The organism is Enterococcus sp. DIV1537a (genome assembly GCF_051712085.1).
GTDB lineage: Bacteria > Bacillota > Bacilli > Lactobacillales > Enterococcaceae > Enterococcus > Enterococcus faecalis.
The window spans coordinates 1,451,535-1,471,699 of sequence record NZ_JBIOOE010000001.1; the positions used below are offsets into that span (position 1 = coordinate 1,451,535).

A 20,165-nucleotide genomic window follows, 5' to 3' on the forward strand; every position below is an offset into this window, starting at 1 on the left:
CCCTCGCTTATAATTCTTCTACAATGATATTATGATTCGTAAATACACAGATATCTGCAGCAATATTTAAGGCATTTTTAGCAATCTCTTTCGCTGGCATTTCTTTATCACCAAAGTTTTTCATGGCTCTTGCAGCGGACAAAGCAAAATTACCGCCAGAACCAATTGCTAAAATACCATCGTCTGGTGTAATGACTTCCCCAGTTCCTGAAACTAAGAGCATTTCTTCCTTATTCATCACAATCAGCATAGCTTCTAATTTTTGCATAGACTGTTGTGTACGCCACTCTTGGGCTAACTCAACCGCAGCTCTCGTTAAGTTTCCGTTGTATTCATTTAATTTTCCTTCAAACTTTTCTTCTAATGTAAAGGCATCTGCCACACTCCCTGCAAAACCGACAACGACTTCATCATTGTAAATACGGCGCACTTTTTTGGCCGTACCTTTCATAACGACAGATTCGCCCATTGTTACTTGGCCGTCACCAGCCATTGCAAATTTTCCATCTTTTTCGACTGCACAAATTGTTGTAGAGTGAAATTGTGATTCAACCATTATTGTTCCTCCTAGACGTTTACCTCCATTATGCACGAGGATGAAACGTTCGATAATTTTTTTGTAAACTTTCTTTTGTCACATGCGCATATATCTGAGTTGTTGATAAATTAGCATGTCCTAATAATTCTTGAACTGTCCGCATATCGGCGCCATTATTTAATAAGTGTGTCGCAAATGTATGGCGTAACATGTGGGGATGAATTTCCGCATTTAATGAACTTTTTTTAATTAGTTGGTTTAAGACATATTCAATCCCTGTTGGCGTGATTTGTTCACCATGATGATTAACAAAGACATACGGATGTTTTTTTTGATATTTTGTCATTAATAGCGCGCGGCCATTCTCTAAGTAATCCTTTAAGGCGTCTTGTGCAAATGAACCAAAAGGCACATAGCGATCTTTATTTCCTTTTCCGTGAACCAATAAAACAGAAGCTTGAAAGTCAACTGCGTCCACCGTTAAGTTCGCACATTCACTGACCCGAATACCAGTCCCATACAGAACTTCTAGCAACGCTTTATTTCTCAAATCAAGCGGTTGCTCCCCTTGTGCGCTCTCAAATAATGCATCCATTTCTTTTTCATAAAAAAAACGGGGCAACCGTAACTGTTTCTTTTTCATATGAACATAGGAAAAAGGATTCTCTTGGATTGCTTCATTTTTTAATAAGAATTGATAAAAAGAACGCAAACTGGCAATTTTTCGACTAATCGAATTGCGGCTATATTCCTGATCGTATAATTCGCTCAAATAAGCCCGAACATCCAAATGTTCCACAGTCAAATAATTGTCATTACCTGAAGTCTTTAAAAAAGAAAAAAAATGTTGTATATCTTCTTGATATGCTTTTTTTGTTTTTTCTGAATAGCCTCTTTCGACAATAAGATAACGAGCAAATAACTCAGGCCAATTCTTTTCTTCCATGTGATAGCCCTCCTCATTCGATTACAAAGTAACTTTAGCATAACCTTTTTCAAAAGACAATTAAGTTGTCAGAATTTAATCAATATTTCTAAATATGTTCACAATTTTAACTATTCTTTAGCTTTTGTTATTTTTTTCTAAAAATTAAAAGACTGAGTATCATCGCATTTCTTAGCAATGATGCTCAGTCTTTTCTCATATTTTTTCTAATTTAGTCTAAAGATTGGATAACTTGAGCTTGAACATCTAAGGCCCGATTAGCAATCGCTTCATAGCGTTCTTTTTTGTCACGAATTCGTTCAGGTAACTCTGGGAAAAGCCCAAAGTTTGCATTCATTGGTTGGAAATGTTTGCCTTCTGCATGTGTAATATAATAAGCCATACTTCCTAAAGTCGTTTCGCGAGGGAATTCAATCGGCTCTTCCCCTTTGGCAAGACGAGCTGCGTTAATACCTGCGAGTAAACCACTTGCCGCGCTTTCAACATATCCTTCAACACCAGTCATTTGTCCAGCAAAAAACAGATCGTCACGTTTTTTTGATTGGTAGGTTGGTTTTAGCAACTCTGGAGAATTCATAAAACTATTACGGTGCATGACGCCATAGCGAACAAATTCAGCATTTTCTAATCCCGGAATCATACGGAATACTCGTTTTTGTTCACCCCATTTTAAATGCGTTTGGAAACCAACAATATTGTATAAAGAAGCTGCAGCATTGTCTTGACGTAATTGAATTACAGCATAAGGGCGTTTACCTGTTTTAGGGTCTTCTAGTCCGACAGGTTTCATTGGGCCAAACAACATGGTTTTAATGCCACGTTGCGCCATTACTTCGATGGGCATACAGCCTTCGAAAAACTTCTCTTTTTCAAACGTGCGTAAAGGAACCACTTCTGCATTGACTAGCGCTTCATGAAAAGCATTGAACTCTTCTTCAGTCATCGGACAATTTAAGTAAGCCGCTTCCCCCTTGTTATAACGAGATTTTAAATAAACTTTATCCATGTCAATTGTTGATTTATCAATAATTGGTGCTGCTGCATCGTAAAAATAAAAGCCTTCAGAACCATTAAATTCTTGAATTTTTTGAGATAAGCTTTCAGAGGTTAAGGGACCCGTTGCAATAATTACAATCCCTTCCGGAATATCAGTGATTTCTTCATTTTTGATTGTAATTAATGGATGACTTTTAATTTTTTCAGTGATTGTTTCAGAAAAAGAATCACGGTCAACTGCTAAGGCGCCGCCAGCTGGTACAGCGGTTTGATCTGCACTACCAATAATGATTGAATTTAAACGGCGCATTTCTTCTTTCAAAACACCTACCGCATTGGTTAAACTATTTCCACGTAATGAATTAGAACAAACTAACTCTGCAAAATTTTCTGTTTGATGCGCTGGTGTCTTTTTGACAGGGCGCATTTCATATAAATCAACTGGTACGCCAGCATTGGCCACTTGCCATGCCGCTTCACTTCCGGCTAAACCGGCACCAATAATTGTGACTTTTTTTGTCATGTATAAAAATTCCTTTCTATGTCAAGAAGTTAAGAGCTGTCTCTTACAAACTCAATTCATTTTACTAAAAGAGAAGACCGAAGTAAATTCTTCGGTCTCAATTTTTCTTATTTTTGGACGTTTTCTTCATAATCGCCATTGATACAAACGACTTGTTTGCCGCCTTTAACTTTTTTCTCTACTAAATATTGCCCACATTTTGGACATGGTCGGCCTACTGGTTTGTCCCAAGAAGTGAAGTCACACTCTGGGTACCGACTACAGCCATAGAAAATCCGATTTTTCTTTGATTTGCGTTCGATAACTTGCCCTTCGTGACACACAGGACACGTCACGCCAATTTCTTTGACAATCGCTTTTGTATTCCGACAATCTGGGAAATTACTACATGCATAAAATTTCCCGTAGCGACCCAGTTTAATCACCATTGGATGTCCACATAGTTCGCAGTCAAAACCTGCTGGTTCATCTTTAATTTGGATTTTTTCAATCTTTTCTTCGGCATTTGTTAATTCTTTTTCGAAGGGCTTGTAGAAGCGATCGACAACTTCAACCCATTTTTCTTGGCCTTCACCGACTTTATCTAGGTCCGTTTCCATTGTCGCTGTAAAATGTGTATCGACAATTTGTGGGAAAAACTCTGAAACTAGGGAATTCACAATTTCACCTAATTCCGTTGGTTCAAACCGTTTATTCGTTAGCTTCACGTAATAACGCCGTTGAATGGTTTCTAATGTTGGCGCATATGTTGATGGTCGGCCCACACCATTTTCTTCTAAAGTCCGGATTAACGTGGCTTCACTAAAACGAGCCGGTGGTTGAGTAAAGTGTTGTTTCGGTTCGATATCGACCGATTTAACAACGTCACCTTCCACTAATTCAGGTAAAATATTTTCCTTGTCTTCTTTACCATCATCGCGTCCTTCAACATATACTTGCATAAACCCTTTAAATTTCACTTTGGAGCCATTGGCAATAAACGTTACGCCGTTTTGTTGAAGCGTGACCTTCATGGTATCTAAAATCGCTGGTGTCATTTGACTAGCAACAAAGCGCGACCAAATAAGAGTATATAATTTTAATTGATCTTTATCTAAATACTTCTTCATTTCATCGGGTGTTCTTAAAACGCTTGACGGACGAACCGCTTCATGGGCATCTTGTGCACCTTGCGTATTTTTTGCTTTGCGGCCGCCATGTGCTGAGAACTCATCTCCGTAGGTCTTTTCAATGAATTCAGCAGCTTCTGCTTTGGCGGAATCAGCAATTCTGGTTGAGTCTGTACGCATGTAGGTAATCAGCCCCACAGTGCCTTGTTTCCCTAAAGCAATTCCCTCATACAATTGTTGCGCAACCATCATGGTTTTACGGGTACGGAAATTTAATTTACGTGCCGCTTCTTGTTGTAAACTACTGGTTGTAAAAGGTAATGCAGGATTACGTTTCCGTTCTTTTTTCTCAACTTTTGTAACATCGTAATCTTTACCGTCAATCCGAGAAGTGATTTCTTTCACCGCTTCTGCATTTGGTAATTTTTTCTTTTTACCATCTACGCCCCAGAAATTTGCTTTGAATTTCTTGCGACCTTTTTGGAAATTCCCATCAATGCTCCAATATTCTTCAGGTTTAAATTCTCGAATTTCATTTTCTCGATCAATAATCATTTTTAAAGCAACAGATTGCACACGACCAGCACTCAAACCTTTTTTGACTTTACGCCATAAAATAGGACTAATCGAGTATCCAACTAAACGGTCTAAAATGCGCCGTGCTTGTTGTGCATCAACTAAATCAACGTTGATGGTTCTAGGTTCTTTAAATGCCGCTTTTACCGCTTCTTTAGTGATCTCGTTGAATACCACGCGGTTTTTATCTTTTAAATCAAGGCCAAGAAGATAAGCTAAATGCCAAGCAATTGCTTCACCTTCTCGGTCCGGATCGGCTGCGAGATAGACTTTTTCCGCTTTTTTTGCAGCAGCTTTTAAACTTTTGATGACATCGCCTTTTCCGCGAATCGAAATATAATGAGGTTCATAATTATTTTCAATATCAATCCCCATTTTACTTTTTGGTAAATCGCGAATGTGACCAACACTGGCAACCACCTTGTAGTTTCTTCCTAGATATTTTTCAATTGTTTTGGCTTTGGCAGGTGATTCTACAATCACGAGATACTTATAGGCCATTCAATTAGCTCCTTTCGCGTTCGCTTTCCTACTATATAATATATGTAAAAAACGCACAAATCGTAATACATCATATGCTATATAGAATAGGTTTGTCAAGACTAGGCTTTCTAACATTTCTGTCATTTCTGTTTGACTGTCCGAATTTATAAATAAAAAATGCCTATGATTTATAGATTTTATCCTAAAGCATTAAAATACCCAAAACATTCCAAATAAAATGAGTCAAGACAGCAGCTTCAAAGCGACCCGTGCGTAGATAGACCCAACTTAAAGCTAAACCCATGCCCCAATAAATAACAAAACTACCTATATCTGTGGGTGTGTGTACAAGTGCAAATAAAATAGAAGAAACGAGTATTCCTATTTTTGAAGCTGGCTTGAAAAACGCTTGAATCCCGACACGAAAAATTCCCTCTTCAAAAATTGGTCCAATCACACCTGCAAAAATAAGTATAAGCCCTTTAGGAATGGCTTGAACAATTTCTTCAACACTTTGTTGGTTAGAGGTCGTCTCTAGTCCTTCCAGACGTAATAAGAAATCACCAAGTATTCCCACACAAAAGATTATCACCAAACCTAACAAGACCACTGGCAAGGTTTCTTTGATTCCTAAAAAAGTCCAAGTTATGAGCTTTTTCTTTTTCAAAAAAACAACAAATAGATAGACGAAATAGGCACCAAGTCCAACAGCCACTAATCCACTAACAAAGCGAAACCAAAAGTTTTCTGTAGAAACTTGAACAACTGAGACCATCATCAAAGGAATTTGATCCAAAATCAAAAAGCCCAGTAGCTGCATACCAAACAACCATCTTTTTCTAACAACCGTTTCCATTTAGATACTCCTAACTAACAACCAAAAGATTAAAATCTGATTAAATAGTACCGAAGTGAACGTAGGTTGTCAATTCACAATTAGTAAAAGTCACAATTCTTCACAAATATCATCAATTGTCTGAACACATTTAGCGCCGTCCTGAATTAATTCATGGCAGCCTGTTGAAAAAGACTGGAAAATACTTCCCGGTACGGCAAATACCTCGCGCCCGTAATCCATCGCCGCTTGTGCAGTAATTAAAGAGCCACTATTCTTACGAGCTTCCATCACGCAGACCCCTAAAGATAATCCAGCAATAATGCGATTACGTGCAGGAAAATGATATTTTTTCGGCCCACTTCCATTCACATATTCTGTTAAAACTAGCTGATTCTGCTTCATAGTTTGCTGTAATTCTTTCTTTTCATACGGATAATATACATCTAATCCAGTGCCTAAAATTCCAATTGTCTGACCCCCGCTCTGGATGGCCATCTCATGGCTACGACTATCGATACCTTTGGCAAGACCGCTGACGATTGTGAACCCTTCTTTGACTATTTTAGGAACCAGAGCTTCAGTCACTCTTAACCCATACGAAGTGGCATAGCGAGCGCCGACGATGCCAATTTTCCTTCTGCTTAACAATTGTAAATTTCCTCTATAAAAAAGAATTGCTGGTGGATTATAAATTTCTCGTAATAATTTAGGATAGACGGCATCTAAAATTGTCATAAATTGGTGTTGGCATTGTCGTATATATAACGCTTCACTATGAATCGTATGGTGTAACCAAGATTGTTCAAATAATTCACGATATTTCTTGATTTCAGCAATTCTAATAATTTCTGTACTGGAAAAATCAACACGCTTTTGTGCGATAGCTTCTTGTAACACTTTTAAGATACCTAAATTGCCAATTCCTTGGCATACCGCTAATTTGAATAATAATTGTCGTTGTAAAATTTCCAACAAAAAACACCTCTTTCACATCTTCTTAAAATAAGAATACGTAAAAAAAGTGTTTTATTTTTAAATCATATCTTTTATTGGCGCAAACGTACGTCGATGAATGGGTGTTACACCGTATTTTTCTAACCCGAGAAGATGTTCTTTTGTTCCATAGCCTGCATTGTTTTTAAATCCGTATCCAGGATATAATTCATCATATTCTTCCATTAATCGATCTCTTGTTACTTTTGCAATAATACTGGCTGCTGCAATTGAAATGGACCGTGCATCCCCTTTAATCAAACTTTCTTGTGGTTGGGGAACGTCTAACTGCATTGCATCAATTAATAAATAATCTGGTGTAAAAGCTAAATCGTCAATTGCCATTTTCATCGCTTGTTTAGTTGCTTGATAAATATTAATCTGATCAATGACTCCTTGATCAGCGATACCTAACCCGATAGCGACAGCCTGTTCTTGAATCTGGTTATATAACGTTTCCCGTTTTTTAGCAGATAGCTTTTTTGAATCATTTAAGCCTAATAATTGACAATCCTTCGGTAAAATAACTGCAGCTGTCACAACAGGACCAGCTAATGGTCCGCGGCCTACTTCATCAATTCCCGCAATTAAACGATGGCCTTTTTTATAGGCCGCTTCCTCAAATTGACTCATTTCTTTAAAAAGTTGCCACTCTTGTTCTTTGGCTAACTGGCGACGTTCCCATTGTTTGATCGCTTGTTGCACTCCTGAACGTTCATCTTCTCGCCAGCTTGCTAATCGTTCATCGGTTGCATCAGTGACAGTTAACAACGCTTCTTTGATTGCCTGAATCGACTCTTTTGCCATGTTATTCGTCTCCTAGTTCTTCCCAGCGGTCCAAAGTATACGTACCTAATTTTCCACTGCGAATTTCTAAAATAATCATTTCGCTGGCTCGATTATAATCATCTCTAAAACCACGTTTTTGGCTAATTAACATCAACTGTTCTGGAGCAGGTAAAAATAGCTCTTCCTCTGTTAAACCATATCGTTCCGTCAAACGTTGCGGATAAAAACGTGCAAAAAATTCTAATCCATAAATCGCCAAATCATCTAAATGCAATAATTGATCTTTTATAGCGCCAGTTAAAGCTAATTTTTTCCCAATTTCTTCATCTTCAAATTTTGGCCAAAGAATTCCTGGTGTATCCAGTAATTCCAATTGGGAACCAGAGCGTAACCATTGTTGTCCTTTTGTCACACCTGGCTTGTTCCCAGTTTGCGCAATTTTTTTTCCGACTAAACGATTCATTAAGGTTGACTTACCAACATTGGGGATCCCAATACACATGGCGCGAATCGCACGCGGTTTCAAGCCTTTCGCCTGTTCACGAGCCAATTTTTCTTTTAACGCTTCCTTGGCTGCTGGCACAATTTTATTGATTCCTTTATTTTGTTGGGCATTGATGACTAGGGTTTGGTATCCTTTCTTTTGAAAGTAATGTTGCCATTTTTTATTTTGGTCGTTATCTGCTAAGTCCCCTTTATTTAAAAGGACTAATCGTGGTTTTTGTTGGACAATTTGGTCCATCATTGGGTTACGGGAAGAAAGCGGTAACCGCGCATCAACTAGTTCAAATACAATATCGACATATTTGATTTTTTCAGAAACTTCTCTTCTTGCTTTGGCCATATGGCCGGGAAACCATTGAATGGTCATAATCTGTTCAAATCCCTTCTTTAACACATTGTTTCTTTGATTCAATTCTTCAACGAGTCCTGTGTTCCGCGTAGATTCTTGCGAAAAAACACCTTCTCTAGTTTAACATATTTTTCACGGATTTGATTTATTTTCTGTAGTGTTCTTTAAAAAACAAAAAAGCTGAGACAAACTCACTTTGGATTTTGTCTCAGCCTTGTACACTGGCAAAGTATAGAAAGAAGTAGGTCAAGCTCTTCTCAAGACCGACTCAAGAATATTTCTGTTTTTACTTGTTATTTAGCATGAAGTAAATTTTCTTTACAATGAATTAACTCTGTTAAAAACTGACAGTACGGTGTAGCAATCCCATAGGCTTTCCCTTTGCGAACAATTGCTCCATTGATATAATCAATTTCGGTTAAACGATGATTGGTTATTAAGTCCTGATACATCGATGGATGGTGCAAACCAATTGTTTCTCGATTATAACACGAGCGGATTTGTTGAAGCACTGCTTGTTTATCTAACGTAACTTGTTCCACTTCAGCGACTGCTAAAAATTCATTAACTATTTGTTGAACAATTTGATCTGCTTGCTCTGTTTCGCCAAAGTCTGCCATATTGCAATCCAACAAAGTACATAAACCATTCATTGTTCCATTCACACAGGCCTTCTTATAAATGGATGATAAAATATTCTCAGAATAACGAGCATTTAAGCCAGCGTTATTTAATACCTTAATGACTGCTTCTGCTGCTTGTTCACTTTGCGCTCCTAAATTTTGTAAATCAATCGAACCATTGCCAAATAATTTTACTTTGCCCGGTCCTTCTAACCCAGCGGTCCACATTGTGTTTCCTAATAAAATATTTTCGTATGGCACGTATTTTTTGATAATATCTTCGTGCCCAATTCCATTTAACAAGCATAAAACTTTCGTATTTTTATTAAGGAAATGTTCTAATGCTTCAAGCATTCCTTCCAGTTGCATTGCTTTTGTAAATAGAATAACTAAGTCTGCTGTAAAATCGATGCTTGCTACTTCTGTCTGAGGATAGATAGGAATTTTAGCGGTCACCACTTCGCCATTAAAATCAGCAACTAACCCGTTTTTTCTTATTGCTTCAATATGTTCTGGCCAACCATCGACAAAAATAACATCATTTCCTGCTTGATGTAACATTAGTCCAAAGCGACTGCCCATAGCGCCAGCACCTGCGATAATAATCTTCATTTCTTTTCCTCCGTTCAATTTTTTATTTTTAGGTAAAAATCCGCTAAGAAAATCTCTATCTCTTACTTTTATAGCAATAAAAAGGCAAAATATATGTTATATTATAAGTGATCTATTTGTTATTTTTTATCCAAGCGCATTTATGTAAGCGCTTTTAAAAAGAAAGGGAGTTTCTGATGAATATTCAGCTTTTAAAGTACTTCATTGAAATTGTTAATACCCGCAGTTTATCGGCGGCCGCTCGCAATTTATTTGTCACCCAACCAACACTTTCTTTAGCATTGAAAAAAATGGAATCTGAGTTAGGCACAGCGTTGTTTGATCATTCTGATCAACCGTTTCAATTAACCGATACTGGTGTTTATTTATATGAACATGGCCAAGAAGTTGTTTTTCAATTCGATCAATTGGTAACAGATATTCGTGAAATGAACCAGAAACCAGTCAAAAAGCAATTACGTTTAGGCTTAACTACTTTATTTGCTGTACAATTTATGAAAGAAATTTCACGATTTTTAACAACCCATCCACATGTGAATTTAATATTACAGCAAGATGGCTCGCCAAAATTACAAACGATGTTAGCAAATAAAGAAATTGATATGGGACTAATTTCTTTCCCAAATACCTTACCTGAAATTATTCATATTGAACCTTTAGAAACGACTACCAAGGGCTACCATGTTTATGTCGTGGTACCAGAATCAAATCCTCTCTCCCAATATGAAAAATTAACTTTTAAAGATTTGAAAGATCAACGATTTTCATCGTTAAGTGATAATTTTATGATTGGTCGCCTACTATTAGATCGGACTCGGAGCTTCGGTTATGAGCCGAATATCATTTTGCATAACGATGATTTACAAGTACTTCTTTATAGTTTACAAAAAAACAATTCGATTTGTTTGCTGCCGATTGAATATTATGAAGTGGGGAAAAGTCAGGGACTGAAATGGATTCCTTTAAAAGATAAGTTTGACTATTTCCCCATCGGCATTGCTTTGCGCCGCGATTTTAGTATGACAGAAGATGTTAGAGATTTTATCCAAATCATTAAAGAAAATTAATGGATAATCTAGCCTTGATAAGCAAAGACGACTTTACTATCATAAAGTTTCAACACTTTTTCAAATAAGAATTTTGAGAATAAACCCGCGACAATTGGAACAACAAACCAAGAAAAGAGTAAGGGTAAGATCCCTAAGCCCGCATCCAATGAAGCAAGTGGTCCCACGAGTCCAACCAAGCCAAATCCAGCCGATTGTGGGGTTCCTGAAATGTTGAATAGAACCACAGGAATTGCTGAAATAGTCGCTGTAAATAAACAAGGAATTAAAATAATTGGGTATTTAAATAAGTTAGGCATCATCATTTTCATGCCGCCCAAAGAGACAGCCAGTGTCACTCCTGATTGGTTGACATTCCAAGAATTAATCACAAGAACAACAGTTGTGGCTGCAATTCCCATTGCAGCAGCACCTGCAGACAAGCCATTCAACTGAATCGCCAAACCAATTGCCACAGTAGTGATTGGCGAAATAATCAGTGCAGCAAATGAACAAGCAATTAAAATACTCATGATAATTGGCTGGAAATCAGTAAAATTGTTAATCACTTTACCAATGGCGACCGTGATCTGTGTCACATATGGGTAAATCAACATGCCAAACAAACCTGCACCTACTCCAACAACGATCGGTAAAGCAATGATTTCCACTGAACCGAATTTTTTATCGATGACTAATAAAAGTAACACTGCAACAGAAGCGGTAATCATAATATTAATGATGTCACCAGTGCCTGCACCAATAAAGCCTTTCACTTCTGAATTAAATTTAATCACGCCAGAGCCAGCAAACGCTGCACCGCCAGCAATCATCATTTTCTGTGGCGTTAAGCCAAATTGAAAAGCAATCAGTCCACCGATAATTAAAGGGGTGGCTAGTTGGAAAATTTGCGCCGCATGAATAATCATTTCGATAATTTTGTATTCTGCAAAATATTTTAAAATGGCTCCTAATACAGCATTGGGAATTAAGGCGATAATGGTGCCGGAAGCTGTTCCAGCTAACACTTTGTTAAAAAATATTCTTGGGGTTAATTGAGCATCCAGTTTATCAGTGGGCATTTTCAACACTCCTATTGATTATTTTTGTTTTTTTTAAACAAGTTTGAGAATGATTGAACTTTCTGTTAGATAAAGAGCGGCCTCAAAGAAGAGCGCTTATTTCTTTGAGGCGCTTTTTATTTAACTAAAGCAAGGAACGATTTTTAATATACATCCGTATCCGCATTATATTTCGCTAAATTATCTTTAACATCTCGCAAGAACTTACCTGCTTGTTGTCCATCTAAAATTCGATGATCAATAGAAAGACATAAATTAACCATATCTGCCACCTTAAAGCCTCCATCTGCGGTTGGCACAAGGCGTTTATTAATTGACTCTACTTGTAATATCGCAGCTTGTGGATGGTTAATAATTCCCATCGATTGGACTGAACCTAGTGTTCCAGTATTATTAAGAGTAAAGGTCCCTCCTTGCATTTCCTTGCTTGCTAGCGTTCCTTGTCGGACTTCTTGTGCCAAGCGATTGATTTCTTTAGCTAGCCCTGCAATCGAATAGTTATCCGCTTGTTGAATCACTGGCACATAAAGATGCTCGTCTGTCGTTACAGCTATGGATAAATTAACATCTTTATGATAAATAATTGAGCCATCATCCCAAGATGTATTGATTTTTGGATTTTTCTTTAACGCTTGAATGACTGCTTTGGCAAAAAATGGGAAGAAGCTTAGAGACAGGCCTTCTTGTTGTTTAAATTCATCTTTTAATGAATTTCTAAGTTGGACTAAGTTGGTCACATCCGCTTCCACCATTAACCAAGCGTGAGGGATTTCGTTGACACTTTGGACCATTTTTTTAGCAATTGCTTTACGTACAGGATCTGCAGAGACAATTTTATCTGTGGTTGTTTCAGTTGGACTAGCTATTGCGGCGCTTTCATTTTGCGAAGCAACTGGCTCCTCTGGAATTGAAGGGCTAGTTCCTGGACTCACTGTTTTCTCAGGTGTTCTTGCCTGTGTTGGTGTAAAGTTTGTAACATCTTTTCTAGTAATTCGACCATCACGACCTGTCCCTGTAACTTGTGTTAAATCAATCTTTTTTTCTTGGGCAATTTTAAGGACTGCTGGGGAATAACGACCATTATTTTTTTGATGGGACGTCGCAGTGCTTGTTGTTTCAGCCGTTTCATGTTCTTGCGCTTGTTCCGCACTTGCTTCTTTCACTGGTGCTAAAGTAGCTTCTTCTGTTTTTTCGGTTGTTTCTTCTGTCTCTAACGTCATCACCGCTGTTCCGATGGGCACATCTGTATCTAGAGAAATCAGAAATTCTTTTACTACACCATCAAAATCTGATGGGACTTCCGTGGTGACTTTATCAGAAACGACTTCCATTAAGGGATCATAGCGTTTCACTGACTCTCCTGGTTTAACTAACCATTGGACAATGGCTGCCTCTGTGACACTTTCGCCTAGATGAGGCATTTTGATTTCTTTTGTAGCCATATATTTTTTCCTCCTTGCTTCAATTAAAATTCTGCTAATTCCTTCATTGCTGCTAATACTTGCTCTTCATTGATTAAAAATTCTCTTTCTAAAGGTAATGCATAAGGCATGCTTGGACAATCAGGTCCTGCAAGTCTTTGGATCGGTGCATCTAAATCAAAGAGAGCATCTTCTGAAATCATTGCCGCAATTTCACTCATCACGCTGCCTTCTTTATTGTCTTCTGTTACGAGTAAGACCTTCCCTGTTTTCTTAGCTGCAGCTACTAATGTTTCGCGATCTAAAGGATATAATGAGCGAACATCGACGATTTCGGCATCAATTCCTTCAGCGGCTAGTTTTTCCGCCGCAGCTAAAGCTAATTGCAAGGTCATGCCATAACTAATCACGGTTAAATCACTACCCGTTCTAACGACATTCGCTTTGTCAATTGGTACGATATAATCATCTGCAGGCACTTCATCTTTTAGTAAACGATATAAACGCTTATGTTCGTAAAAAATGACTGGATCATCGGAACGAATCGCTGCTTTAATCATCCCTTTTGCATCATAAGGATTAGAGGGGGTCACCACTCTTAATCCTGGTTGTCCACAAAAAACTTTTTCTGTAGACTGAGAATGATACAGCCCACCACGAACACCGCCGCCATAAGGTGTCCGATAAACGATTGGCGCAGTCCAATCGCCTTTTGTTCTATAGCGCATTGTCCGAGCCTCTGATAACAATTGATTGGTTGCAGGCAAAATGTAATCCGCAAATTGAAATTCACCAATTGCGCGATAGCCCATTAAACCTAAGCCGACAGCTAAACCACCAATTAAACCTTCTGTTAACGGTGTATTAAAACAACGCTCGTCACCGTATTTAGCAGCCAAGCCCTTTGTTACACCGAACACGCCGCCTTTGTCCCCGCCGACATCTTCCCCAAAAATAACTACTTTTTCATCACGAGCCATTTCTTCAGAAATTCCTAAGTTAATTGCTTCTAAATAAGTCATCTCAGCCATTATATTTCTTCTCCTCTTCTCTTATTTTGCATACACTTCTTCTAAAATTGATGTCGGTACAGGATCTGGCATTGCTTCTGCTTCATCCGTTGCTTGATTGATTTCTGCACGAATTTCTTCATCAATTTTGGCAATGTCTTCGTCTGTTAAATAGCCCTCTTCTAATAATTGTTTTTCAAAAAGCTTCACTGCATCGTTCTTTTTCATTTCTTCAATTTCTTCTTTTGAACGATAAACAGATTGATCATCGTCAGCGGAATGAGAAGTCAAGCGAGAAACCATTAATTCAATCAATTTTGGTCCTTTTTTCCCGCGAGCCGCTTTTACTGCTTCTTTAAATGCTAGATAGACTTCAGTAAAATCACTACCATCAACGGTTACACCTTCAAAGCCATAAGCTTTCGCGCGATCGGCCATTCGTTTATTGGCATACTGTTCTTCAATTGGGACAGAAATCGCATATTCATTATTTTCAACAACAAAAATGACTGGTAATTTTTTTACGCCTGCAAAGTTCATAGCTTCTTGGACTTCTCCTTGATTGGCAGAGCCTTCCCCAGTGGTGGTCAATGCAACAAAATCAGCTTTTTGAAGTTGCGCTGCATAACCAACACCTGTCGCTAATGGCATTTGTGTACTTACTGTTGAAGAGAAGGAAACAATATTATGCTCTTTTGAACCATAATGATTCGGCATTTGACGACCATGGGAAGAAGGATCCGCTTCTTTTCCAAAACAACCCATTAAAATATCTTTGGAGGTCATGCCCCAAACCAAGCACGCGGTCATATCACGATAATACGGTAAAAAATAATCTTTTTGAGGATCAAAAGCCATCGCCATCGCTACTTGTGCAACTTCTGCCCCTTGACCAGAAATATTGAAAGAGGTCTTACCAATCCTTGTTAATTGCCACAACCGTTCGTCTAAACGACGTCCTCTTAGTACTTCACGATATGCCTGAATCAATTCTTCTTTTGATAAACCTGATTTTTTAAGCGCTTTCATTTTCATCAACCTTTCTCTATTTGTGAATCGCTAAGCCATAAGTATCTAAGGCTGCTTCTTGCAATACTTCTGTCATTGTTGGATGCGCATGGATTGCTTCGCCAATTTCAATGGGCGCGGCATCTAAATACATGGCAGTACTTGCTTCGGCAATTAAATCCGTGACATGTGGGCCAATCATAGAAACCCCTAATAAATCATCGGTATTCTTATCACGAATTACTTCTATAAAGCCATCTGTTTCTCCATAAACAAGGGATTTACCATTACCATTAAAATTAAAGGTGCCAATCACTACTTCTTTATCTGCTGGTAAAGTTTCTCTAGTATAGCCGACACTTGCTATTTCAGGATTTGTATAAACACCTCGAGGCACGTTTGTATAATTTAAAGGTTCAACTGTCTCGCCTAAAAGATGCTGAACAGCTAGCTCTCCTTCTTTCATAGCCACATGCGCTAGTTGAAGTGTATCGATACAATCGCCAATCGCATAAATATGTCCTTCTGTGGTTTGATAAAATTCATTTACTTCAATGCCTTTGTCAGTATATTTCACTGAGGTATTCTGTAACCCTAACTTATTGATATTGGGCTGACGCCCAATTGCTACCATGACTTTGTCAACGGTGAGGGTTTCTTGTCCTGCAACTTCTACTTGAACCTTTTGTCCAGTAACTTTCGCTTCTTGGACTTTGCTACCTAATAAAATGTTGATTCCTCGTTGCTCTAAACGTTTCTTTAATTCTTTAGAAATTGTTGCACTCTCATTTATAAGTAAACGATCCAAAAATTCAATGATAGTTACGTTGACACCTAAACTATTTAATAAAGAAGCCCACTCGACACCAATAACGCCACCACCAATAATTGCAATTGATTCTGGTAATTCTTCTAATTCAAGCATCCCATCAGAAGATAAGATAAATTCTTCATCCAGTGGCAAATTAGGTAACGTTTTAGGACTAGAGCCTGTCGCAATAATGACATTTTTAGGAACGATAATTTCTTCTTCCCATGTTGGATCATTAAACGTAACTGCCACTGCGCCAGAGACTGGTGAAAAAATAGAGGGACCTAAAATCGCACCTTCGCCTGCTAAAATTTTGATTTTATTTTTCTTGCATAAGCCTTCAACACCTTTGTGTAACTGCTCAATAATTCCTTTTTTTCGTTGTTGTATTTTAGAAAAATCAATGGACGCTGCCTCTGTTTCAATCCCAAAAGAAGCCGCTTGTTTTAAGGTATCAAAAACCTCTGCGCTTCTTAATAAAGCTTTTGTAGGGATACAGCCTTTGTGCAAACAAGTGCCACCTAATTTGTATTTTTCAACAATTGTGACGTTTAGCCCTTTTTGTGCGGCTCGAATTGCTGCTACATAGCCTCCTGTTCCGCCACCTAAAATCAGTAAATCTGTTTGTTCCGCCATTTTGATCACTCCTGCTCAATTTTTGCTTCACTATAATTTAAAGCTTGTTCTTCCCCTGTTAATACTCGATTGACGCCTTCATATAAAGCAGCCATCTCCATTTCACCTGGGTAAACCTTAATTGGTGCAATCCAAGTGACTTTTTGACTAATTTCTTGAACAACGGTTTGCGAATAGGCTGCGCCCCCTGTTAAAATAATTGCATCAATTGTGCCTTCAAGAACCACGGCCATCTCGCCAATACTTTTTGCGATTTGGTAACACATTCCTTTTAAATAGTAATTTGCTGTTTGATCACCTGCAGCTATTTGTGCTTGGATATGCCGTAAATCTGTTTCACCTAGGTATGATTTAAGACCGCTATTACCCGCAATTAGCTTTTTCACTTGGCTAATCGTCAACTCCTGTTCAAGTATCCATTGCGCAAATTCAACGAGCGGTAAGGCGCCACTGCGTTCAGGCGTATAAGGACCTTCACCATCAAGCCCATTTACCACATCCACCATGCGGCCTTTTTGATGCGCCCCCAAGCTAATGCCCCCACCTAAATGAACAACGATAAAATTGCTTTGCTCATATGTTTTTCCTAAATCCTCAGCGATTTTTCGAGCGACCGCTTTTTGATTTAAGGCGTGACCAACGCTACGCCGCTGAATGCCTTTTAATCCAGAAATCCTGGCTAATGGCTGTAGCTCATCTACAACAACAGGATCGACAATAAAGGCTGGTACGTGATATTTTTCTGCAAACTCATTAGCTAAAATCGCCCCTAAATTTGAAGCATGGGTATTAAAGCGTTCTGTCCGCAAGTCTTCTAGCATTTGTTGATCGACAAGATACGTACCGCCAGGAATAGGCTTAAGCAAACCACCACGCCCTACGACAGCGGCTAATTGTGTGATGTTATGTGTTTCTAAAAATTCCTCGATCATTTGTTTTCGAAATGGTGTTTGACTGACAACATTTTCAAAAGGTGCCAATTCTTGGACGCTATGTCTAAGCGTTTCTTCCGCCAAGCAATCATGATTAGCAAAAAGCGCTAACTTAGTGGAGGTCGAGCCAGGATTAATAACCAATACTGTTTCCATTGTTTTCTGCTCCTTTTTTTAAACTTGTCTCATGGCAAATCTTAATGAATGGAATTTGCTTTCTGTCGAATCGCTTCTAGATGTTAAAACGACTGGGACTTTTGTGCCAACAATCGTTCCTCCCACCTTGGCGTGCCCAAACAAGGTTAATGATTTGTATAAACAATTTCCAACATCAATAGTTGGAACCACTAAAATATCTGCATCCCCCATGATAGGACCGCTGTAACGTTTATGCGCAACCGCTTCTTCAGAGGTCGCTAAATCAAGCGAAAGTGGACCAAAAACCGTAGCCTCTTGTTGATTATTAAAATGTGCCGTGACTTCTTTTGCTAAAACAGACGAAGGCATTTTAGGATTGAAATTTTCCGCTGCGCTTAACAAAGCAATTTTCGGGTGGTGCAGTCCCAATTTTTGGGCGACTTCTTTAGCATTTTCAACAATTTCAATGAGGGTCGCTTGAGTGGGGGCGATATTCATCGCACAATCGGTTAACAAGAAGGTTTTTCCCGCAGGCAGCTCCACCATTGCTACATGGGAAAGAATCGGTTTATTTTTTAATTGATGCTCACTTTTCAACATTTCTTTTAGTAATGTGTGGGTCTGAATAATTCCTTTCAATAAAATTTGTGCTTGACCGGTTGCAACTAAACTGACAGCTTCCTGTGCTACCGCGGCCTCATCTGAGCAATGAACATATTTCCAGAGATTTTCAGTATCAAGATTTTCATTTGTATCAAATACAATAAACTGCAACGGTTGCTCGGCTTCTTTTAGTGCTTTTTTAACTAGCTGTAAAATCTCTGGTTGTGAACCTCCTGCAATTGAAACAGTGATCATTTTCTCACCTCATTTTTCTTCTTTACACTTTAAATCTACCTCAGTATGTAAGCGCATACAAATTGTTAATTTTTATGCCCTTATTAATATTTTTTATAGAGAAGGAAAAGCTTAGTAAATCAAGCTTTTCTTTCTCTAAACAATTGTTATCTAATTTACTTTTCATGAAAAAACTTCTTTTCTTAGAATGAAAGGAAAACTTATGCTTCGGCACAGCTGTTTATTTATGTCAGATCCTAAAGCATGTTATACTTTAGATACTTATTTTTAGGAGGAATTAAATGGCACTACTACTATTCTTTTTGTTTATCGCCCTACTAGGATTTGGTATATTAAAAATTAATAACCGCAGTATCCTCGGCGGTATCACTCTGGCTTCTGGCACCTTATTGTCATTAGTCACCTTACTATTTATCGGACTAGACAAAATTTATTTACATTTTAAGAATGGCGACCTAATTACCTTGGCGATTGCTTATCTATTAATTCCCGCTGTGTTTATCGGCATTTGCCTTTACTTTATTTTTAACTCACGTACGATGCAAACGAAAGAAGGCAAAAGTGTCACGGCTAAATTGTCTGCTGGCCTAGGGCTGAACTTATTAATTGCTTTACCCGCCTTTCTATATTTATTATCAGTTGGCACAGCGCAAATACCTTATGTGCTTTTTCTGTTCTTACTTTTTCTATTGTTAATGGATCTTTTACTGACCTTTCTATTTGCTGCTTACGTCTTGTATTCATGGATGTACCAAATGATTCCTTTAAAAAAAGCGGTTGATTATATCATTGTTTTAGGTTCGGGAATTCGTAGCGAGGAAGTGCCTCCACTTTTGAAGAGTCGGTTAGATAAAGGGATTGAATATTATGAAAAAAATCCCACCGCTAAATTTGTAGTCAGCGGTGGTCAAGGTCCTGACGAACCTGTGGCCGAAGCTTTCGCAATGAAAAAATATTTGCTTTCACAAAATATTCCTGCGGAAGCAATTTTGATGGAGGACCAATCCACAACCACTTATGAAAATATGTTGTTTTCTAAAGCAATCATTCAGGCGGATTGGCAAAAGATGCCGTCTGATTCTAAACAACCCTCTGTTATTTTTTCAACAAATAACTATCATGTCTTACGAGGAGCCATGTATGCCCATCGTGTCGGCTTAAAAGCTGAAGGTGTTGGAGCACCAACTGCCTTATATTTTTTACCAACTGCTCTAATCCGAGAATACATTGCCTTACTGGTTCATGATAAGCGAATTATGTTTTTTGTTTTTCTACTTGTCACTCTTCTTTTAGGGATCAGTAGCTTACCTATCTAAAAAACAGCGGCTCACATTTTGGTGAGTC

The 20,165-nt window shown here is 38.2% G+C and carries 17 protein-coding genes and 2 pseudogenes; 2 read left to right on the plus strand and 17 right to left on the minus strand.

Going from position 1 to position 20,165, the window contains the following annotated elements; genetic code table 11:
- Nucleotides 1-7 precede the first annotated feature (7 nt).
- From hslV to IGJ41_RS07260, 9 genes are all read right to left on the minus strand, one after another.
- Nucleotides 8-556: an HslVU peptidase proteolytic subunit gene (hslV, locus tag IGJ41_RS07220; RefSeq protein WP_002357489.1), complete on the minus strand. Its 549-nt coding sequence runs from the start codon at nucleotides 554-556 to the stop codon at nucleotides 8-10.
- Nucleotides 557-584: 28 nt separating this feature from the next.
- Complete coding sequence (gene xerC / locus IGJ41_RS07225) at nucleotides 585-1,484, minus strand: tyrosine recombinase XerC (RefSeq protein ID WP_002381875.1); 900 nt, start codon at nucleotides 1,482-1,484, stop codon at nucleotides 585-587.
- Nucleotides 1,485-1,695: 211 nt separating this feature from the next.
- Complete coding sequence (gene trmFO / locus IGJ41_RS07230) at nucleotides 1,696-3,003, minus strand: FADH(2)-oxidizing methylenetetrahydrofolate--tRNA-(uracil(54)-C(5))-methyltransferase TrmFO (RefSeq protein ID WP_002357486.1); 1,308 nt, start codon at nucleotides 3,001-3,003, stop codon at nucleotides 1,696-1,698.
- A 107-nt stretch (nucleotides 3,004-3,110) separates the two neighbouring features.
- The gene (gene topA, locus IGJ41_RS07235; RefSeq protein ID WP_002357484.1) at nucleotides 3,111-5,189 is read right to left on the minus strand and encodes a type I DNA topoisomerase; all 2,079 of its coding nucleotides are present in this window, start codon (nucleotides 5,187-5,189) and stop codon (nucleotides 3,111-3,113) included.
- A 184-nt stretch (nucleotides 5,190-5,373) separates the two neighbouring features.
- The gene (locus tag IGJ41_RS07240) at nucleotides 5,374-6,027 is read right to left on the minus strand and encodes a CPBP family intramembrane glutamic endopeptidase (protein WP_153853762.1); all 654 of its coding nucleotides are present in this window, start codon (nucleotides 6,025-6,027) and stop codon (nucleotides 5,374-5,376) included.
- Between the two features lie 90 nt (nucleotides 6,028-6,117).
- Nucleotides 6,118-6,981 (minus strand): DNA-processing protein DprA, encoded by an 864-nt coding sequence (gene dprA, locus IGJ41_RS07245; protein ID WP_002393384.1) that lies wholly within the window; start codon nucleotides 6,979-6,981, stop codon nucleotides 6,118-6,120.
- Between the two features lie 60 nt (nucleotides 6,982-7,041).
- Nucleotides 7,042-7,809 (minus strand): ribonuclease HII, encoded by a 768-nt coding sequence (locus IGJ41_RS07250; protein WP_002408462.1) that lies wholly within the window; start codon nucleotides 7,807-7,809, stop codon nucleotides 7,042-7,044.
- A 1-nt stretch (nucleotide 7,810) separates the two neighbouring features.
- Nucleotides 7,811-8,662 (minus strand): ribosome biogenesis GTPase YlqF, encoded by an 852-nt coding sequence (gene ylqF, locus IGJ41_RS07255; protein WP_002357480.1) that lies wholly within the window; start codon nucleotides 8,660-8,662, stop codon nucleotides 7,811-7,813.
- Between the two features lie 275 nt (nucleotides 8,663-8,937).
- Complete coding sequence (locus tag IGJ41_RS07260; RefSeq protein WP_002357479.1) at nucleotides 8,938-9,879, minus strand: 2-dehydropantoate 2-reductase; 942 nt, start codon at nucleotides 9,877-9,879, stop codon at nucleotides 8,938-8,940.
- Nucleotides 9,880-10,055: 176 nt separating this feature from the next.
- On the opposite strand from IGJ41_RS07260, the gene IGJ41_RS07265 reads away from it, so the two are divergent.
- A complete protein-coding gene (locus IGJ41_RS07265; protein WP_002357478.1) occupies nucleotides 10,056-10,946 on the plus strand; it encodes a LysR family transcriptional regulator in 891 nt (296 codons plus the stop codon).
- 8 nt (nucleotides 10,947-10,954) lie between these two features.
- On the opposite strand, the gene IGJ41_RS07270 is transcribed toward IGJ41_RS07265, so the two are convergent.
- The 8 genes and pseudogenes from IGJ41_RS07270 to ptb form a co-directional block, all read right to left on the minus strand.
- A complete protein-coding gene (locus tag IGJ41_RS07270) occupies nucleotides 10,955-12,007 on the minus strand; it encodes a PTS sugar transporter subunit IIC (RefSeq protein WP_002384478.1) in 1,053 nt (350 codons plus the stop codon).
- Nucleotides 12,008-12,150: 143 nt separating this feature from the next.
- Nucleotides 12,151-13,083: pseudogene (locus IGJ41_RS07275) on the minus strand (dihydrolipoamide acetyltransferase family protein); the annotation flags it as partial.
- A 195-nt stretch (nucleotides 13,084-13,278) separates the two neighbouring features.
- Nucleotides 13,279-13,449: pseudogene (locus IGJ41_RS07280) on the minus strand (biotin/lipoyl-containing protein); the annotation flags it as partial.
- A gap of 23 nt (nucleotides 13,450-13,472) precedes the next feature.
- Complete coding sequence (locus IGJ41_RS07285; protein ID WP_002357475.1) at nucleotides 13,473-14,459, minus strand: alpha-ketoacid dehydrogenase subunit beta; 987 nt, start codon at nucleotides 14,457-14,459, stop codon at nucleotides 13,473-13,475.
- A gap of 21 nt (nucleotides 14,460-14,480) precedes the next feature.
- Nucleotides 14,481-15,473: a thiamine pyrophosphate-dependent dehydrogenase E1 component subunit alpha gene (locus IGJ41_RS07290; protein WP_002381871.1), complete on the minus strand. Its 993-nt coding sequence runs from the start codon at nucleotides 15,471-15,473 to the stop codon at nucleotides 14,481-14,483.
- 10 nt (nucleotides 15,474-15,483) lie between these two features.
- Nucleotides 15,484-16,893, minus strand: a complete 1,410-nt coding sequence (gene lpdA / locus IGJ41_RS07295) for a dihydrolipoyl dehydrogenase (protein WP_438714164.1) — start codon at nucleotides 16,891-16,893, stop codon at nucleotides 15,484-15,486.
- 5 nt (nucleotides 16,894-16,898) lie between these two features.
- Nucleotides 16,899-17,981 carry a butyrate kinase gene (buk, locus tag IGJ41_RS07300; protein WP_153853761.1) on the minus strand — a complete coding sequence of 361 codons (1,083 nt, stop codon included), beginning with the start codon at nucleotides 17,979-17,981 and terminating at the stop codon, nucleotides 16,899-16,901.
- A gap of 18 nt (nucleotides 17,982-17,999) precedes the next feature.
- Nucleotides 18,000-18,821, minus strand: coding sequence for a branched-chain phosphotransacylase (gene ptb / locus IGJ41_RS07305; RefSeq protein WP_002364006.1), 822 nt, complete (start codon nucleotides 18,819-18,821; stop codon nucleotides 18,000-18,002).
- A 281-nt stretch (nucleotides 18,822-19,102) separates the two neighbouring features.
- On the opposite strand from ptb, the gene IGJ41_RS07310 reads away from it, so the two are divergent.
- Nucleotides 19,103-20,137, plus strand: a complete 1,035-nt coding sequence (locus tag IGJ41_RS07310) for a YdcF family protein (protein WP_153853760.1) — start codon at nucleotides 19,103-19,105, stop codon at nucleotides 20,135-20,137.
- The last annotated feature ends 28 nt before the right edge of the window (nucleotides 20,138-20,165 follow it).